Below are 17,276 nucleotides of genomic sequence, written 5' to 3' on the forward strand. Positions count from 1 at the left end.
TAACCCTTCCGCGACCGCCGTTGCGGAAGGGGCCGGCGCCGGCTACTAAGAAGACATGCGTTCAAGAGGCTGCATGGGAGAGATCGGCCGCTGCTAGACACCGGCCGACGCCGACGGAGCAACCCCCCAGGAAACTCTCAGGCACAAGTGACCATGCAGTTGAACGATCTGGAGAGAGGCGCCTCGAGCGTCCACCGAAGGGGAAAGCCGCAGCGGCCCGGCCGTCGCGGTTAAGCTCTCAGGTACAGCGACAGATTGGGGAAAACAGCGGGTTTCGGCCCGCACCCAACTTTGTTCGCGGAGAGTGAAATGTCCCATATTGCCGTTATCGGCGCCGGTATCACCGGCGTTACCACAGCCTATGCGCTCCTGGAGCGCGGCTATTCCGTCACCGTCATCGATCGCCAGCGCTACGCCGGCATGGAGACGTCGTTCGCCAATGGCGGTCAGCTGTCGGCCAGCAATGCCGAGGTGTGGAACCACTGGTCGACCCTGCTCAAGGGCATGAAGTGGATGCTGCGCAGCGATGCGCCGCTGTTGATGAATCCCAGGCCGACCTGGCACAAATATGCCTGGCTCGCCGAGTTCGTCTCCAACATCGCGAATTACCGCGACAACACGGTGGAGACGACGCGGCTGGCGATCGCCGCGCGCAAGCATCTGTTTGCCATCGCCGAGCGTGAGAACATCGATTTCGACCATGTCCAGCGCGGCATCCTGCACTTCTACTGGGACAGACCAAGCTTCCAGCATGCGCTGAAGGTCAACTCGATGCTGGTCGAGGGCGGCCTAGACCGCCGGCCGGTGACCGCTGCCGAGGTGAAGTCGATCGAGCCGACATTGCATGGCGATTTCCATGGCGGCTTCTACACGCCGTCGGATTCGACCGGCGACATCCACAAGTTCACCTTTGGCCTCGCCAAGGCCTGTGAGCGGCGTGGGGCGCGTTTCGTCTTCGATGCCACCGTCAGTCGGATCGCCAGGGATGGTGTGTTCTGCATCGGTTACACGACTGATGGTGCCAACGGTCAGCCGGATCACCGGGTGGTCGAGGCTGATGGCATCGTCGTCTGTGCCGGTTCGGCGAGCCGCCACTTCGCCGCGATGCTCGGCGACCGCGTCAATGTCTATCCGGTCAAGGGCTACTCGATAACCGTCCATCTCGACGACGAGCGCAGCCAGGCTGCCGCGCCCTGGGTCAGCCTGCTCGACGACCGCGCCAAGATCGTCACCAGCCGCCTCGGCGAAGGACGCTTCCGTGTCGCCGGCACCGCCGAGTTCAACGGCATGAACCGCGACATTCGCGACGACCGTGTCAGGCCTCTGGTCGACTGGACCCGCATGCTGTTCCCCGGCGTCGACACCAACCGTGTCGTGCCCTGGGCCGGTCTCAGGCCGATGATGCCCAACATGATGCCGAGGGTCGGCAAGGGTCGCCAGCCGGGCGTGTTCTACAACACCGGCCATGGCCATCTCGGCTGGACCCTGTCGGCCGCTACCGCCCAGATGGTCGCCGAGACCATATCGGGCGAGTTCCGCACCGACGCTGCGATTGCGGCCTGACGGGGGAGACGAGACGATGAACATGATGAACCGGGTCAGCGACCGTGTATCGCTTTTCGGCCTTTCTGTCGCGCGCGAACTCCACGACTTCGTGGTAGCCGAGGCCTTGCCGGGGACGGGTGTCGAGGCGGATGCGTTCTGGGCGGGTTTTGCCGCGATCGTGCACGATCTCGGCCCGAAGAACCGGGCGCTGTTGGAAAAGCGCGACGACTTCCAGCTCAAGCTCGACGCCTGGTACCGCAAGCATGGCGCACCCCACGACATGGCGGCCTACAAGGCGTTCCTGAGCGAGATCGGTTATTTGGTCCCCGAGGGGCCAGCCTTTGCCGTCACCACCGACAATGTCGACCCCGAGATCGCCACGGTCGCCGGCCCGCAGCTGGTGGTGCCGGTCATGAATGCGCGTTATGCGCTGAACGCGGCGAACGCGCGCTGGGGCTCGCTCTACGACGCGCTTTACGGCACCGATGCGATTTCCGATGCCGGCGGGGCCGAAAAGACCAAGGGTTACAATCCGAAGCGCGGCGCCAAGGTCATCGCCTGGGCCAAGGCGTTTCTCGATCAGTCCGCACCTTTGGCGTCCGGCAGCTGGAGCGATGTGACCGGTCTCGCGGTTGTCGATGGCAAGCTCGTGCTGGCGACGGCCTCCGGTTCGGTTGGCTTGCGTGATGCGGCCCAGTTCGCCGGTTATCGTGGCGAGGCAAAGAATCCCGACGCGGTCCTGCTTGTGAAGAACGGCCTGCATGTCGAAGTGGTGGTCGACAGGGAAAGCGCGATCGGCAAAACCGATCCGGCCGGTATCGCCGACATGGTGCTGGAGTCTGCGCTGACCACGATCCAGGACTGCGAGGATTCGGTCGCAGCGGTCGATGCCGAAGACAAGGTGACGGTCTACCGCAACTGGCTCGGCCTGATGCGCGGAGACCTGTCCGAAACCTTCGACAAGGGCGGCAAGCCGGTCACCCGCAAGCTCAACGGCGACCGCGACTACACCGCTCCCGATGGCGGTGTTGTTTCGCTGCCCGGCCGCTCCTTGATGCTGGTGCGCAATGTCGGCCACCTGATGACCAATCCTGGTATCGTCGACCGCGACGGCCATGAGGTGCCCGAGGGCATCATGGATGCGGCGATCACCGCACTGATCGCCCTGCATGATGTCGGCGCCAACGGCCGCAAAGCCAACTCGCGAAAAGGCTCGATGTATGTCGTCAAGCCGAAGATGCATGGCCCCGAGGAAGTGGCCTTCGCCGTCGAGATCTTCGACCGCGTCGAGCGCCTGGTCGGCATGCCGCGCAAGACCATCAAGATGGGCATCATGGACGAGGAGCGGCGCACCACGGTCAACCTCAGGGAGTGCATCCGTGCTGCCAAGGAACGGGTGGTGTTCATCAACACCGGCTTCCTCGACCGCACCGGCGACGAGATCCACTCGTCGATGGAAGCCGGTCCCATGGTGCGCAAGGGCGACATGAAGCAGGCGCCGTGGATCAATGCCTATGAGGCCTGGAACGTCGACACCGGGCTTGAATGCGGCCTGTCCGGCCATGCCCAGATCGGCAAGGGCATGTGGGCGATGCCGGACCTGATGGCGGCGATGCTGGAGCAGAAGATCGCCCATCCGAAGGCCGGCGCCAACACCGCCTGGGTGCCGTCGCCGACGGCAGCAACGCTGCATGCCACCCACTACCACAAGGTCGACGTGCACGCCGTCCAGGCCGAGCTCAAGTCCCGCCCCAAGGCGCGCCTCGACGACATCCTGTCGGTGCCGGTCGTCGTCCGTCCGAACTGGACGCCCGACGAGATCCAGCGCGAACTCGACAACAACGCGCAAGGCATCCTCGGCTACGTCGTGCGCTGGATCGACCAGGGGGTGGGCTGCTCGAAGGTTCCCGACATCAACGACGTCGGCCTGATGGAAGACCGCGCCACGCTGCGCATCTCCTCCCAGCACATCGCCAACTGGCTGCGCCACGACGTCTGCTCGCACATCCAGGTGATGGATTCGCTGCAGCGCATGGCTGCGATCGTCGACCGCCAGAATGTCGGCGATCCGCTCTACCGGCCGATGGCGCCCGAGTTCGACCAGTCGACCGCCTTCCGCGCCGCCTGCGACCTCGTCTTCGAAGGCCGCGCCCAACCCAACGGCTACACCGAACCAGTCCTGCACAAGCGCAGGCTCGAGCTCAAGGCGAAGCGCCGTATGGGGTGACGCTGAGCCGTCGAGCGCGGCACTTGCCCCTCACCCTTACCCTCTCCCCGTGAAGGACGGGGAGAGGGGGCGTCCACGTTTGCGCTCGTCGTCTATGCCATAGGAGAGAGCGGTCTCGGCCATTCCTCGTCCCTAACAGGAGGACGCCAGAGCTGTGACCTTCTCCCCGTTCTTCACGGGGAGAAGGTGCCGGCAGGCGGATGAGGGGCGGCGCTGAGAGGGCAGCAGCCATCGCTTCGAAACTAGATCGCCGAGCCTTCGTATCGGCGGCGACCAACCAAACCGAGCCAAGGAGACTAAAATGACCGAACTGACACTCGCCGCCGCCAACACCATCATCGTTGCAGCCCTCGGCAAGGGCACGGACGCCAAACCCCTGACCGTTGCCGTGCTCGACGCCGGCGGCCATCTCAAGGCGCTCCAGAAGCAGGATGGCGCATCTATGCTCCGCTACGAGATCGCCAGCGGAAAAGCTTATGGCGCATTGGCCGTCGGTATGGGCTCGCGCTGGCTCGACCAGGCCGCTAGGGAGCGTCCGCACTTCATGGAAGGCCTCAACGCCGTTTCCGGCGGCAAGATCGTGCCGGTGCCGGGCGGCGTGCTGATCCGCGACCAGGCTGGCAAGCTACTAGGCGCCGTCGGCATATCTGGCGACACCTCTGACAATGACGAGCTGGCCGCAATCGCCGGCATCGAAGCCGCTGGACTGAAACATCAGGCCGGGTGAAGAGCGGAAGCGCATTCTTCCGCTTGACAATTTTCAGTGTGATCATAAAGTGTGATCAAACTGGTTGATAGCAATCAATTGGCGCGAGGGATGGGGAGGAGTACCCATTCCGAGCGTGAGGTCGTGCGGCCAGCGTAGTCGTACTTCGGCCCCCGGAGGAGAGAATGAAAGTTGCAGTATTAGGCGCGGGCGCGGGCGGTGCAGCGTCGGTCGCAGAATTGGTCCAGGCCGGCCATGACGTGCATTTCTGGGCCCGTTCGGCCGAGACTCTGGAGCCGCATGTCAAGCTCGGCGGTGTCGCCTACGAAGGCAAGCTCGGCGAGGGCGTGGCAAAGCCGGCGCTGATCACCACCGATCTCAAGGCGGCAATTTCGGGCGTCGACGTGGGGGTGGTCGTTTTGCCGACCTTCTCGCACTCGGCGATCGCGAGTGCTCTTGCCGCCGCCGGCTGGTCGTCCAGCAAGCCTGTCGTGCTCAATCCCGGCCACACTGGTGGTGCGCTCGAATTTGCCGAGACGTTTTCGCGTACCGGACGTGCTGCCCCTCCGGTCGTCGAGTTCTCGACGCTGACCTATGTCGCGCGCAAGTACCGCCCCGACGGCGTCACGGTTTCCGGCCGAGCCAAGCAGCTCAAGGCCGCAGCGCTGAAAGGCGGCTCCGAAGTGCTTGAGATCGCAGGCAAGCTCTATCCGGGCCTTACCCCGGTCGCCGACGTGATCGCGTCGGACCTGTCCAACGTCAATATGGTCCTGCATCCGCCGGCGGCTGTGCTTGCGGCAGCTTGGGTCGAGGCGACCGGCGGCAATTTCACCTTCTATGTCGATGCAATGACCCCGGGTGTCGCCCGCGTCATGAAGCAGCTCGACGACGAACGCCTGGCGGTCGCCAAGGCATTTGGGCATGATCTGCCTAACCTCGTCGAAGAGATGAAGCTGCTCGGCACAGTCGAGGCCGATGTCACCGACACCAGCGACTTCCGCGCGGCAATTGCCGGCGGCGAGGCCAACAAGCGCATCAAGGGTCCGGATTCGCTCGAATACCGCTACTACAAGGAGGACTTCGGCCACGGCCTGCTGCCTTTCCTTGAATTCGCGAAGATCGCAGGCGTCGAAACGCCGGTGGCGCATTCGCTCTACAGCCTGGCGCAGATCGCTGTCGGCACCGATTATCGCAAGGGCGGCCGCACCGCCGAGGCGATGGGCATCGCTGGCATGTCCAGGGATCAGGTCATTGAAAAGGTAAGGGCGCAATGAGCTGGAACAACACAGTCATCGCCGTCGTCGCCGGCGACGCCCGCGAGCAGGAAATCGCCCGCTGCGCGGTCCGTGCCGGTGCAACCGTCCGCGCTTATGGCTTCCCCTGGCCGGATGAGGGCATCGAGGGCGTCTATCACGCCAAGGATGCGGCCGACGCGCTGAAGGGCGCCGACATCGCGCTGTTTCCGATCCCCGGAATCACAGCTGAAGGTGCGCTGTTTGCGCCGAAATGCCGGGAGAAGATCATCCCGACACGCGAGATGCTGGACGGAATGCGCAAGCCCGGCCACATCATTCTCGGCTGGGGCGACGCCAATTTGAAGGGCCATTGCGCCGAACTTGGCATCACGCTGCACGAATATGAGTGGGACGTCGACCTGATGCTGTTGCGCGGCCCGGCGATCGTCGAGGGCGTGCTCAAGGTGATCATCGAGAATACCCAGATCACCATCCACAAGTCCAACATCTGCCTGGTCGGGCAGGGCACCATCGGCTCGCTGCTGACCAACACGCTCTTGGCGCTTGGCGCCCATGTCCATGTCGCGGCGCGTAACCCGGTGCAGCGCGCTGCCGCCTATGCGGCGGGTGCTGAATCGCTGACGCTTGAACAATTGCCTGATTACCTGCCGAAGATGGATGTCGTCATCGGCAGCGTGCCCAAGCGGCTGCTCGAACGCGAACAGCTGGCGCTCTTGCCCAAGCATGCGCTGCTTGTCGATGTCGCGGCGCCGCCCGGCACCATTGACCGCGACGCGGCCGCCGAACTCGGCCTGAAGACCGTGTGGGCACGCGGCATGGGAGCACGCGCGCCCATCACCGTCGGACGCAGCCAGTGGAGCGGCATCGTCAGGCGCATTGCAGGAATTTTGGAGCAGAAGTCATGAAAGCGGATCTGGTCATCAAGAACGCGCGGGTGGTTCGCCACGATGGCGAATTCCATGGCGGTGTCGCGGTCAAGGACGGCAAGATCGTCCTGACAGGATCGGACGAGTCGCTGCCGAATGCCACCCGCACCATCGACGCCGAAGGCCGCGTGCTGATGCCCGGCCTGATCGATCCGCACTGCCATCTCGGCGTGAAATTTCCCTTCGCCGAGGACATGCGCACAGAAACGGCCGCTGCGGCTTCCGGCGGTGTGACCACGGCGCTGCTCTACATCCGCAACCTCAAGGAATCCTACTTGCCGTTCTATGAGGAGCGGAAGGCGCTGGGCGAAGAGAACTCGGTCATCGACTTCGGTTTCCACTTCGGCATCCAGCGCGAAGAGCACATCGCCGAGATCCCCGAGATCATCGCCAAGACCGGCGTGAAGTCGTTCAAGTGCTATTTCGGCTACGAGCCCGACAATCCGATCGGCATCGTGCCGGCGACCGACGGTTGGGTCTACGCCGCGATGCGCATTCTCGCCAAGGTTCCGGGCGGCGTCATCAACGTGCATTGCGAAAACACCCAGATCGCCTCGTGGATCAAGAAGGAGATCGCAGCCACCGGCCGCCAGGACCTCGGCGCCTATACGGAATCGCGCCCGGCCTTCTGCGAGGTCGAAACCATCCGCCGCATGATCTTCCTTGCCGAAAAGACCGGTTGCTCGCTTCATCTGGTCCACACCTCGGTCGGCATGGGCCCGGTGCTGGCCGCCGAGGCGCAGGCGCGCGGCGTGCATGTCACCGTCGAGACCTGCCCGCACTATCTGACACGCACCTGCTATGACGACGATCTCGACATGCGCGCCAAGATCTCGCCGCCGCTGCGCGACCGCAACGAGCTCGAGGGCCTGTGGGCCGGCATGCTCAACGGCTCGGTCTACAGTCTCGGCACCGATCACGTGCCGTTCCTGCCCAAGAAGCTCGAGGATTTGTGGACGGAATTCCCCGGCGTCGTCTCCTTCCCGTGGGAGCTGTCGCTGATGCTGCATTTCGGCGTCCACCAGCGTGGGCTTCCCCTCAGCCGCCTGGTCGAGCTCAACTCGTTCAATCCGGCACGTCGTTTCGGCTTGTGGCCGCGCAAGGGCCATATCGATGTCGGCTTCGACGCTGACCTGGTGCTGGTCGACCTCGACGAGGAACGCACGGTTACCCACACCGGCAAGGGCACCTGCATCTATGAAGGCTGGAAGCTCAAGGGTTGGCCGGTGATGACGGTGGCACGCGGCGATGTCGTCTACGAAAACGGCGTCGTCGCCGACACCAACTATGGCCGCGGCCGCTGCGTGACGCTGCCGTCATGACCTCGAGCCCCGATCAGCTGGACCTGGCCGGCCGGATTTCGCTGACACCGGCGCGGCTGCCGGTGCGCGAAGCCGTCGCAAGCATCGTTGCCCGCAAGGCAACGATGCGCCAGGAGCGGCTGTCGGGGATCCACAATCCGTGGGGCCATGTCATCGGCCTCACCGATCCGTGGAGCTTTCTCGAGCTGTGCGAGAGCGATGTCGTGATCGATGCCGCGCGGAAAATCATCGGTGCGGACGTTATCTTGTGGGACAGCGAACTGTTTGCCGAAGCGGGCAGCTACGCTGAGTTCCTGAGGCAAGGCCGGGAAGGCCGCTACTGGCCGGTGAGCCCGCTTGCCGGCGCCATCGTCCTGCTGCCGGTCGGTCGCGACAACCCTCAGGCCAAGGCGATCAGGCTTGAGGAACTGGAGGCTGAGGCGCTCGACGGATTCGATGCCGCCGAACCGCTCTACGTCGTCAGGCTGATGCCGGCGACCAGCCGTTTCGACCGCGACCCGAACCATCCGGCCAACCGTGCCTGCATGGAAGAGCAGGTGCTGGTCAATTATGCGAACCGTCCACTGTGGCTGCTCTGCGGCACCGACCGGGCGGACAACGATCTGGTTTCGGGCTTCGCGCCCGCCGTGCCCGTATGGGCCTCCGGCGCCATGCCCAGCGAAAGAGAGGAGAAATAAGATGCCATTCGTCGTCGTAGAGATGTGGGAGGGGCGCACTGTCGAGCAGAAGCGCAACCTCGTCAAAGCCATCACCAAGGCCATGGTCGAGGAGGCCGCCTGCAAGCCCGATCACCTGCATGTCGTGATCCACGAGACCCCCAAGGACAGCTGGGGCCGCGGCGGCGTGCTCGGCATCGACATGGTGGAGCACAAGAAATGAGCCTCGAAGCCCTCGACTACCGCAAGTCGGCGCTGTTGGTCATCGACCTCCAGAACGCCTTCATCCACGAGAAGGGCACGCTCGGCATTTCGGGCGTCGACACCAAGCGGCTGTCGTCGATCGTGCCGCCGCTGGCCAAGCTGATCAAGCGCTGCCAGGACACCGGCATTCCAGTCATCTGGACGATGCAGGAACACTTTGCCGTCGACCAGAACCGCGCCAAGAAGAAGCTGCTCGGCCATACCGCCAAGCGCAAGCAGGTGTCGGCGCTGGCCGGCAGCTGGGACGAGCAGATCATCGACGAGCTGAAGCCGCTCGCCGATTTCGATCCGGCCTTCGTCATCCGCAAGCATCGCTTTGGCGCCTTCTATGAGACCCGTCTTGAAATGATGCTCAAGATGCTGGGCACCCAGCATCTGTTCATCACCGGCGCCACCACCAATGCCTGCGTCGAAACCTCGATCCGCGAGGCCTATCTGCGCGATCTTGACGTCATTGCCGTCGATGACTGCGTGTCGGGCGTCAACGCCGAGTGGGAAGCAACGGCAAAGCAGATCTGGAAGCAGTATTTCTGCGAGATCGCGCCGTCCTCGGAAGTGCTCGACTGGATTGGCGAGCAGGTCAAGCCGCGCGTCACCAACTACGGCCACCAGCTGATCATGGTCAACGACATCGACACGTCGGTTGCCTTCTACACCAACCAGCTGGGCTTCACGATCCGGCCGGCCAAGCCGCTGGCTGACGGGCGTCCGTTCACGGCCTTCCACCAGGGCATCGCGCTGATCCATGGCAAGGCTTCGGACCATCGCCAGCTCGATCACATCGCTTTTGAAGTGAACGATGTGCGCGCCATTGATGCCAAGCTCAAGAAGGCCGGCGTGAAGTACTATACCGACCTGCATGATGGGCCTTACGGCCTGACGATCTACATCGCCGACCCCGACGGCACCAAGGTCGAGCTCTATCAGGTCGGCGCGACCGCCTGATTGCCAGGCGCCGCAGAGATAGAAAAGGCCGCCGGGTTTCGGCGGCCTTTTTTGTTTTGCAGGCGGTCTGCAGTTCAATCGAGCGCCATGCCTTCAAGCCCGTCGAGCTCGGCATAGGCGGGCAGGGAGGTGACGACCGGTGCGCCGTCGCGGATAACGATGCGGTTGCTCTCGGCACGCGACAGCACCTCCGACCAGGAGCGGCCTTCGAACAGGATGAAGTCGGCTGGCTGCCCCTCGGCGATGCAACCTTTGCCTTCGAGGCCCATGATCCCGGCCGGGGTTGTGGTCACAGCCCTGATCCAGTCGCCGGCGGGGTGGTCGAGATGCAGGACGCGTGTGCCCAGGCGGAACGTATCGAGCATGTCGAGATCGCCATAGGAGTGGAACGGGTCGCGCGTGTTGTCGGAGGCCAGGGCCACCGGGATTCCGCGCCGCCGCATCTCGTGCAGCAAGGTCACGCCGCGCCATCTCGGGGTCGTGCCGTTTGGGCGCCGGTCCTGCAGATAGAGATTGCAGGTCGGCAGCGAGACGACGGCAACACCTGCCGCCGCGACCTTGTCGAGCGTGGCGTCGGCGACTGCCTCTTCCTGCATGGCCAGCGAACAGCAATGGCCGACCAGCACGTTGCCGGCAAAGGACGTGCGCCGTGCGGCCTCGGCGATGCGGCGCAATCCGTCGGCTGCGGGATCCGCGGTCTCGTCGGCATGGAAGTCGAGGTCCAGGCCATGTTGCGCGGCTTTAAGGAACATCTTGTCGAGCAAATGGTCGATGTCGGGCGCAGGATAGGCGACCGCCCCGAGTGTGCCGCCGGCGTTGACGACATGCTGTGTGATTCTGTCGAGAAATGCATCGTCGCGGGCCATGTCGATGGGAAACAGGCACGACGCCTGCAAATCGATGCGGCCGCGCCAGTGTTGCCTGAGCTCCATGAAGGCAGGCCAGGAAATGTGGCCCTGCGGCGGTTGCGAGTCGATATGTGTACGTATTGCCGCCGTGCCGTAGTGGAACGCCGAGCGTAGCGCGAAGTCCATGCGCTTGGTGACGTCGCCGGCGGACCAGTTGGCCGTGCGGTCGGCGCGCGTGGCCGCCAACGCTCCCTCGAAAGTGCCGTTGGCTGCCGGCGTTCGCGGCAGGATATGACCCTTGTCGAGATGAGTGTGGCAGTCGATGAAGGTGGGCAGCGCAACCCGGCCGCCGGCATCGATGGAAATCACGTTGTCGCCGCTTGTTTCGATGGAACGGCTGCGCGCAGGAGTTGTTGCCAGTATCCTGCCGTGCTCTACTGTCACGTCAGCAAGAAAGTACCCTGCTGTATCGATGGCACTTGTTCTTGTCACTGCACTGTTGAGACGCACGTTGCGCAACACATACCGGCCGAGCCTGGCGCCGTTGGCGATCTGGTCGCGCAGGGCAGGCTGGTCGAAGGCAGGTGCGTTCATGGGCGGGTCTCCGGATGGGCGGATGTGATAGCGCTCTGGGCCGTCGCGGCATTCTCGGTCAAACGGCAAGGCAGTTAAAGGTTGCCGTCCTGGCAAAGATCATTTATTGATCACAATATGAGATCACAGATTGCGGCCTGTCAACTTCTGCCCCCGGCCGGCGTCTATCTGCGGCAGGATCGCCGCCGGACGCCGTTCCTCGTACAGCGCAATTCTTGAGGAACTTCCGAGAGGCGGAGAAGCAGAGTGCGGATAGACAAGACTGAGGACGCCGGCAACGGTGGCAACGAAGCGCCCAAGAAGGAGCGCGGCCATGTCCACGGACATGTGCTGCGCTACATGCGCCGCGGCCTGATGGTCGGTGCTTTCCTGCCCGGCCAGGTGATGAGCCTGCGCAAGCTCGCCGCCGGCTTCGGCACCAGTCCCATGCCTGTTCGCGAAGTGCTGAGCCGCCTGGTGGCCGCCAATGCGCTCGAGGAAACCAAGGGTGGCTCGGTGCGCGTGCCCAGGCTGAGCCCGGACAAGCTCAGCGACCTTTTCGCCGTGCGCGAGATGCTCGAGGGCATGGCCGCCGAGCTTGCAGCGAAGAAGGCGACCCCGGCGCTGGTCAGCGAGCTTACGGCCATCAACAAGCAGTTGCTCGTGGCGATCGAAAAGCGCGACATCCTGAACTGCCTGTCGTCCAACCAGAAATTCCACTTCACGCTCTACGAGGCGGCCGCGTCCGACGTGCTGATGCCGCTGATCGAGTCGTTGTGGCTGCAGTTCGGCCCGACAATGTACATGTCGCTGCTGATCCCCTCGATGCCCTGGAATGCCTCGGACCACGAGGACATCCTTGCCGCCTTGAAGGAAGGCAATGCCGGCGCCGCCAAGAAGGGCATCGTCCACGACATCCGCACCACCTGCAAGGCGCTGCTCAGCGTCGCCGGCTCGCAAGGCATCGAACTGCCTTTCGCGCAGGGGACCGATCTTCAATTCGACTACTGACATCACGATCTGGGAGGATCCCGCCATGGCCAGCAAGGCTGAACAAAATCTCGCGCGGCTCGGCATCAGCCTGCCGGCGACCGTTGCCCCTGCGGCCAACTACGTGCCGGCCCGCCGCCTGGGCAACCAGGTCTATGTTTCGGGCCAGGTTCCTGCCGAGGGCGGCAAGGACAAGTATACGGGCAAGCTCGGGTCCGATTTCACCGTCGAGGAAGGCCAGGCCGCAGCAAGGCTCTGCGCCGTCAACATCCTGGCCCAGCTCAAGCAGGCGCTGGACGGCGATCTCGACCGTGTCGTCGGCGTCATCCGCCTTGGTGGCTTCGTCAATGCCGAGCCCGACTTCAAGGATCACCCCAAGGTCATCAACGGCGCTTCCGACCTGATGGTCGAGGTTTTCGGCGAGGCCGGCCGCCATGCCCGCGCCGCTGTTGGCTGCTATTCGCTGCCGCGCAACGTGCCGGTCGAGATCGACGCGATCTTCGAGGTCAATTGACGTGCAGCCTGCCGCTTCCACCATCGATGAGCGAATCCCGGTCCATGTGCTGACCGGCTTCCTCGGAAGCGGCAAGACGACATTTCTCCGGCACCTGCTCGGCGAGCCCGATCTTGCCGACACGGCCGTGATCATCAACGAGTTCGGCGAGGTCGGGCTCGACCATCTGCTGGTGCGCGAGGTTTCCGAGGACGCGGTGCTGCTGTCGTCTGGCTGCCTGTGCTGCGCGGTGCGCGATGATCTGGTTTCCACCCTTGCGGACCTTCTGGCGATGGTCCGCCGTGGCGAGGTGGCGGCTTTTCGCCGGGTCGTGGTTGAGACCACGGGCCTCGCCGACCCCGCGCCGATCATGCAGGCGGTGATGAGCGATCTTAAGCTCCGCCGCGGCTATCGCGCGGGCAGCATTGTCGCCACCGTCGATGGCGTCAGCGGCGCCAACAGCATCGGCAACTTCGCCGAAGCTGTCCAGCAGGTGGCTCTGGCCGATTGCGTGGTCATCACCAAGTCGGATCTCGTCGAGCCGTGGCGGCTGGATGCGCTTGCCCAGGATGTCGGCAAGGTCAATCCCCAGGTTCGGCAGCTCGTTTCAAGCCGCGCAAGCATGCCAGGCGCGGCCGATATTTTTGACCATGACGGGACTTGGGAGCCGCGCCATTTCGAGATGGCCGACACGCCAATGGCGGGCCGGCACAGCGACGGCATCGAGACCTTCACCGTCGAGATCGACAGGGAAGTGGACTGGCCAGCCTTCGTCGACTGGCTCGAACTGCTTCTGGCCGGTCGAGGGCAATCGATCCTGCGCGTGAAGGGCCTGTTGCCGGTCAGGGGCGACCCGCGACCGGTGGTCATCCATGGCGTCCAGCACGTCGTTTATCCACCTGAATATCTGCCGCGCTGGCCTGAAGGCATGCCGCGCGGTTGGCTGGTTTTCATCGCGCGCAACCTGAGCCGTCAGGCGATCGAAAATTCGCTGCCGGGCACGTTCGCGGCCGCGCACTGACAGCCCGGAACCTGGCTGGCATCTGATTTTTGTCCAAACATTTTTCGTCGGCGATGACGGCAGCGCACGCTGTCGCCTGGCCGATGCCTGGTCGCGACGTCACGACGCGTGGCGAATCCCGAAGCGATTTCCGATGCTTGGCGGAGAAGTTGTCGGCCATGGGGTGGGGCCTACATATGTTAGAGGTGGCGTCGGATTCGTCGCTTGACAAAGATCAAATGTGATCACACTATGAGATCAAGAATGAGGATCGAGAGCGTGAGCTATCGCGCCTTGTTCGGGGGAGAGAGGCAGGCCTTCGGGCCATAGGGGCGCCCGCAAGGTGCTCGTTAGGGAGGAGAGAAATGTTGTACGCCACAGGTCTCATTCGCGGCACGGCGCTCATCGCCACAGCTGCGGTCGCCACTGTTCTTGCAAGCCAGAGCGCCATGGCGGAAGACGTCAATGTCCGCTTCAGCTGGAAGCTGAAGGGCGAATATGGCTTCTTCTATCTCGGTGAGCAGAAGGGTCTGTACAAGGACGCTGGCGTGACGCTGAAGCTCGGCGAAGGTGCTGGCTCGCAGGCAGCGCTTGGCTCGCTGATCCAGGGCCAGGAAGACGCTGTCATCCTGCCCGGCATCTTCGCCATCTCGGCGATCCAGAAGGGCATGCCGGTCAAGATCATCGCGCTCTATCAGCCGGAGTCGCCGATTGCCCTGATTTCGCATCCCGACAAGGCGGTGAACTCGCCCAAGGATCTCGAGGGCAAGACCATCGCTCATGCCGTCGGCGAGACCGGCACGTCCTATCTCGGCGCCTTCTGCGAGATCAACAAGGTCGACTGCAGCAAGGTTTCCAAAGTCCAGATGGACTCGCAGTCGCGTGTGCCGCAGTTCCTGCAGAAGCAGGTCGACGTGGTCAGCGTCTACAAGACCAACGATCTGCCGGTGCTCGAAGACAAGACCGGCCAGAAGTTCCCGACGCTTGATCTCACCGAGTTCGGTCTGGCTGTGCCCGGCATGGCCGTGGTGGCCAGCGACGACGGCATCGCCAAGAAAGGCCCGGCGCTGAAGAGCTTCCTGGCCGCCAACGCCAAGGCCATCGAGCTGACCCGCGCCGACCCGGTTGCGGCCACTGCAGCGCTCAAGGCCGTCTGGCAGGCTGGTCCGTCCGACAAGGTCGTGCAGCAGCAGATCGAGGCGACGTCGGCATCGATCCACTCGCCGAGCGGTACGCCAATCGGCTGGATCGACGAGAAGGCGATCGCCGACGCCATCAAGCTGATCGGCAGCGTCGAGGAAATCGGCGACGCCAAGCCGATGTCGACCTTTTATACCAATGAACTTCTGACGCAGTGAGGCTACGGTGGCGAGCACGGATGTAATCGGCGCCGCTCAGGCGCAGAAAAAGCAAGGCAAGGGCATGAGCAGCAAGAAGAAATCACGAGGGCCATGGCTTGAGCGTTATTCGGCGCTCATCCTGGCGGTTGTGCTGCTTGGCGCATGGCAGGTTCTGGTTCCCTGGTCCGGGCTCTCGGAATTTGTCCTGCCGACGCCGCTGGCAATCGCCAAGCGGATCGTCAACGAGCTGCCGTTGCTCGCCTCCCACGCCTATGTCACGCTGTTCGAGGTGGTTGCAGGTTTTGCCATGGGCGTGCTCGTCGGCATCCCGCTGGCGCTGGCAATCTTCTATTCCCGGGCGTTCGAACGCGCCATCTACCCGATCCTGGTTGCCCTGCAGACGGTGCCCAAGGTGGCACTGGCGCCGCTTCTGGTGCTCTATCTCGGCTATGGCTGGGCCCCCAAGATCACGCTGGCCTTCCTGATCTCGTTCTTCCCGATCGTCATCTCGACAGTCGTCGGCCTGCAGTCGCTGGACAAGAACCTGGTCAACCTCGTCCGTTCGATGGGCGCCAGCGAATGGCAGACCTTCTTCAAGGTCCGTCTGCCGGCGGCGCTGCCCAACATCTTCGGCGGCTTCAAGGTTGCGGTGTCGCTTGCCGTCATCGGTGCGGTCATCGGCGAATATGTCGCCGCCGAGCGCGGCCTCGGCTACCTGCAGCTGCAAGCCAACTCGCTGTTCGACACGACGCTCAACTTCGCCACCGTGGTGACGATCTCCGGGCTTGGTGTGATGTTGTACTTCATCATCGACACCATCGAGGCTCGTGTCACCTACAAGCGCGACGCCGCCAAGTAGTCAGGGCGGCAAGTAATCAGCCGGCCGCTGCCGCGGCCGAGCATCGACAACAGGTTCAGTGAGGCAACCCCATGAGTGCCACTACCCAGATGGGCGCGGCGGTCGACATTTCGCGGCTTTCCAAGATCTACAAGACACGCGAGGACGACGACGTCCTCGCCCTCGACAAGATCGATCTCAAGATCGAGCCCGGCAGCTTCGTCGCTGTCGTCGGCCCCAGCGGTTGCGGCAAGAGCACGCTGCTTTCGCTGCTCGCCGGACTGACACCCGCCTCGACCGGCAGCATTGCCATCGACGGCGACGGCGTCAGCAAGCCGCATCCAAAGACCGGCGTCGTGTTCCAGTCGGATCTGTTGCTCTACTGGCGCTCAGTGCTCGACAACATCCTGCTGCCGATCGAGATCAAGAGGCTCGACGTCGCAAAATATCGCCCTCGCGCCGAGGAACTGCTGGCGCAGGTCGGGCTCGAAGGCTTCGGCAACAAGTTTCCCTCGGAGCTTTCCGGCGGCATGCGCCAGCGCGTGGCGATCTGCCGGGCGCTGATCCAGGAACCGGGCCTGCTTTTGATGGACGAGCCCTTCGGCGCGCTTGACGCGCTGACGCGCGAACAGATGATCATGGATCTGCAGTCGATGTGGCTGCGCCTGCGCAACACGGTGCTGTTCATCACCCACGGCATCGACGAGGCGGTGTTCCTTGCCGACCGCGTTCTGGTGATGTCGCCCCGTCCGGGCCGCGTCGACCTCGATCTCAAGATCGACCTGCCGCGCCCGCGTCAGTGGAGCAAGACCCACGAGGACAAGGACTATCACGGCTATGTCCGGCAGATCCGGGCGATCTTCGAAGCCAAGGGCATCCTCGTCGCCCACTAGTGCTTGATCCCGAAAGTCGGAAACGATTTTCGGGACCATGCACTGGTTCAGGGTTTTACGGCGTCTATTGCGCAGCCAGTGGGCGCGCGGCGCTATAGTCGGTTCGGCCGATCCGTCAAATCGGCAAATACTGCAGTAACGGCATGAGCGCCGCCGGGAGGTTTTCCCGGCGGACGAACATTTGCGCGGAGACCTCGGATGTCCGGGACGATATTCATACCCAGAGAGCTTGAGTTGATTGAGACCCGTGTTGGAGCTTCGCCGGATACGGTGAAACGCCTTGTGGGGCTTGGTTTCGAGGTTGTTGTCGAGACGGGTGCTGGGACCTTGTCGCGCATTCCCGATGCCGATTTTGCGGCGGTGGGGGCTGTCATCGGCAAGGCATCCGATGCGGCCAGGGCCGATGTGGTGCTGAAGGTGCGCCGGCCTTCGGAAGCCGAGCTCAAGGGCTACA

Annotated in this window: 16 protein-coding genes, 1 pseudogene and 1 riboswitch; of the genes and pseudogenes, 16 read left to right on the forward strand and 1 reads right to left on the reverse strand. The window is 63.6% G+C overall.

The window, feature by feature from the left end; genetic code table 11:
- Positions 1–64: 64 nt before the first annotated feature.
- Positions 65–164: riboswitch (glycine riboswitch) on the forward strand.
- Positions 165–309: 145 nt separating this feature from the next.
- From J1C56_RS22835 to J1C56_RS22875, 9 genes are all read left to right on the forward strand, one after another.
- Positions 310–1,563 carry a D-amino acid dehydrogenase gene (locus tag J1C56_RS22835; RefSeq protein WP_214392338.1) on the forward strand — a complete coding sequence of 418 codons (1,254 nt, stop codon included), beginning with the start codon at positions 310–312 and terminating at the stop codon, positions 1,561–1,563.
- 16 nt (positions 1,564–1,579) lie between these two features.
- On the forward strand, positions 1,580–3,772 hold the full coding sequence (locus J1C56_RS22840) for a malate synthase G (RefSeq protein ID WP_214392339.1): 2,193 nt from the start codon (positions 1,580–1,582) through the stop codon (positions 3,770–3,772).
- A gap of 301 nt (positions 3,773–4,073) precedes the next feature.
- On the forward strand, positions 4,074–4,499 hold the full coding sequence (locus J1C56_RS22845; RefSeq protein WP_214392340.1) for a GlcG/HbpS family heme-binding protein: 426 nt from the start codon (positions 4,074–4,076) through the stop codon (positions 4,497–4,499).
- Positions 4,500–4,663: 164 nt separating this feature from the next.
- Positions 4,664–5,752: an NAD/NADP octopine/nopaline dehydrogenase family protein gene (locus J1C56_RS22850; RefSeq protein WP_214392341.1), complete on the forward strand. Its 1,089-nt coding sequence runs from the start codon at positions 4,664–4,666 to the stop codon at positions 5,750–5,752.
- Positions 5,749–6,639: a dipicolinate synthase subunit DpsA gene (locus J1C56_RS22855; RefSeq protein ID WP_214392342.1), complete on the forward strand. Its 891-nt coding sequence runs from the start codon at positions 5,749–5,751 to the stop codon at positions 6,637–6,639. Before J1C56_RS22850 ends, J1C56_RS22855 begins: the two co-directional genes overlap by 4 nt.
- Positions 6,636–7,982 carry a dihydroorotase gene (locus tag J1C56_RS22860; RefSeq protein ID WP_214392343.1) on the forward strand — a complete coding sequence of 449 codons (1,347 nt, stop codon included), beginning with the start codon at positions 6,636–6,638 and terminating at the stop codon, positions 7,980–7,982. Before J1C56_RS22855 ends, J1C56_RS22860 begins: the two co-directional genes overlap by 4 nt.
- On the forward strand, positions 7,979–8,659 hold the full coding sequence (locus tag J1C56_RS22865) for a resolvase (RefSeq protein WP_214392344.1): 681 nt from the start codon (positions 7,979–7,981) through the stop codon (positions 8,657–8,659). Before J1C56_RS22860 ends, J1C56_RS22865 begins: the two co-directional genes overlap by 4 nt.
- Position 8,660: 1 nt before the next feature.
- Positions 8,661–8,861 (forward strand): 2-hydroxymuconate tautomerase, encoded by a 201-nt coding sequence (locus tag J1C56_RS22870; protein WP_067969826.1) that lies wholly within the window; start codon positions 8,661–8,663, stop codon positions 8,859–8,861.
- Complete coding sequence (locus tag J1C56_RS22875) at positions 8,858–9,847, forward strand: isochorismatase family protein (protein ID WP_214392345.1); 990 nt, start codon at positions 8,858–8,860, stop codon at positions 9,845–9,847. Before J1C56_RS22870 ends, J1C56_RS22875 begins: the two co-directional genes overlap by 4 nt.
- Before the next feature lie 74 nt (positions 9,848–9,921).
- On the opposite strand, the gene J1C56_RS22880 is transcribed toward J1C56_RS22875, so the two are convergent.
- The gene (locus J1C56_RS22880) at positions 9,922–11,289 is read right to left on the reverse strand and encodes a cytosine deaminase (RefSeq protein WP_214392346.1); all 1,368 of its coding nucleotides are present in this window, start codon (positions 11,287–11,289) and stop codon (positions 9,922–9,924) included.
- A 246-nt stretch (positions 11,290–11,535) separates the two neighbouring features.
- Between J1C56_RS22880 and J1C56_RS22885 the strand changes: the two genes are divergently transcribed.
- From J1C56_RS22885 to J1C56_RS22915, 7 genes and pseudogenes are all read left to right on the forward strand, one after another.
- A complete protein-coding gene (locus J1C56_RS22885; protein WP_214392347.1) occupies positions 11,536–12,279 on the forward strand; it encodes a GntR family transcriptional regulator in 744 nt (247 codons plus the stop codon).
- Between the two features lie 25 nt (positions 12,280–12,304).
- Positions 12,305–12,772, forward strand: coding sequence for a RidA family protein (locus tag J1C56_RS22890; RefSeq protein WP_214392348.1), 468 nt, complete (start codon positions 12,305–12,307; stop codon positions 12,770–12,772).
- A gap of 1 nt (position 12,773) precedes the next feature.
- Positions 12,774–13,772 (forward strand): CobW family GTP-binding protein, encoded by a 999-nt coding sequence (locus J1C56_RS22895; RefSeq protein ID WP_338001488.1) that lies wholly within the window; start codon positions 12,774–12,776, stop codon positions 13,770–13,772.
- Between the two features lie 344 nt (positions 13,773–14,116).
- Entirely contained in the window at positions 14,117–15,109 is a 993-nt protein-coding gene (locus J1C56_RS22900) for an ABC transporter substrate-binding protein (protein ID WP_214392350.1), read from the forward strand.
- 64 nt (positions 15,110–15,173) lie between these two features.
- Complete coding sequence (locus J1C56_RS22905) at positions 15,174–15,950, forward strand: ABC transporter permease (RefSeq protein WP_214392351.1); 777 nt, start codon at positions 15,174–15,176, stop codon at positions 15,948–15,950.
- Positions 15,951–16,021: 71 nt separating this feature from the next.
- Positions 16,022–16,822, forward strand: coding sequence for an ABC transporter ATP-binding protein (locus J1C56_RS22910; protein ID WP_214392352.1), 801 nt, complete (start codon positions 16,022–16,024; stop codon positions 16,820–16,822).
- Positions 16,823–17,020: 198 nt separating this feature from the next.
- Positions 17,021–17,276 (forward strand): annotated as a pseudogene (locus J1C56_RS22915) (Re/Si-specific NAD(P)(+) transhydrogenase subunit alpha); the annotation flags it as partial.

Origin of the sequence: Aminobacter anthyllidis, from assembly GCF_018555685.1 — a bacterium.
Classification (GTDB): Bacteria; Pseudomonadota; Alphaproteobacteria; order Rhizobiales; family Rhizobiaceae; genus Aminobacter; species Aminobacter anthyllidis.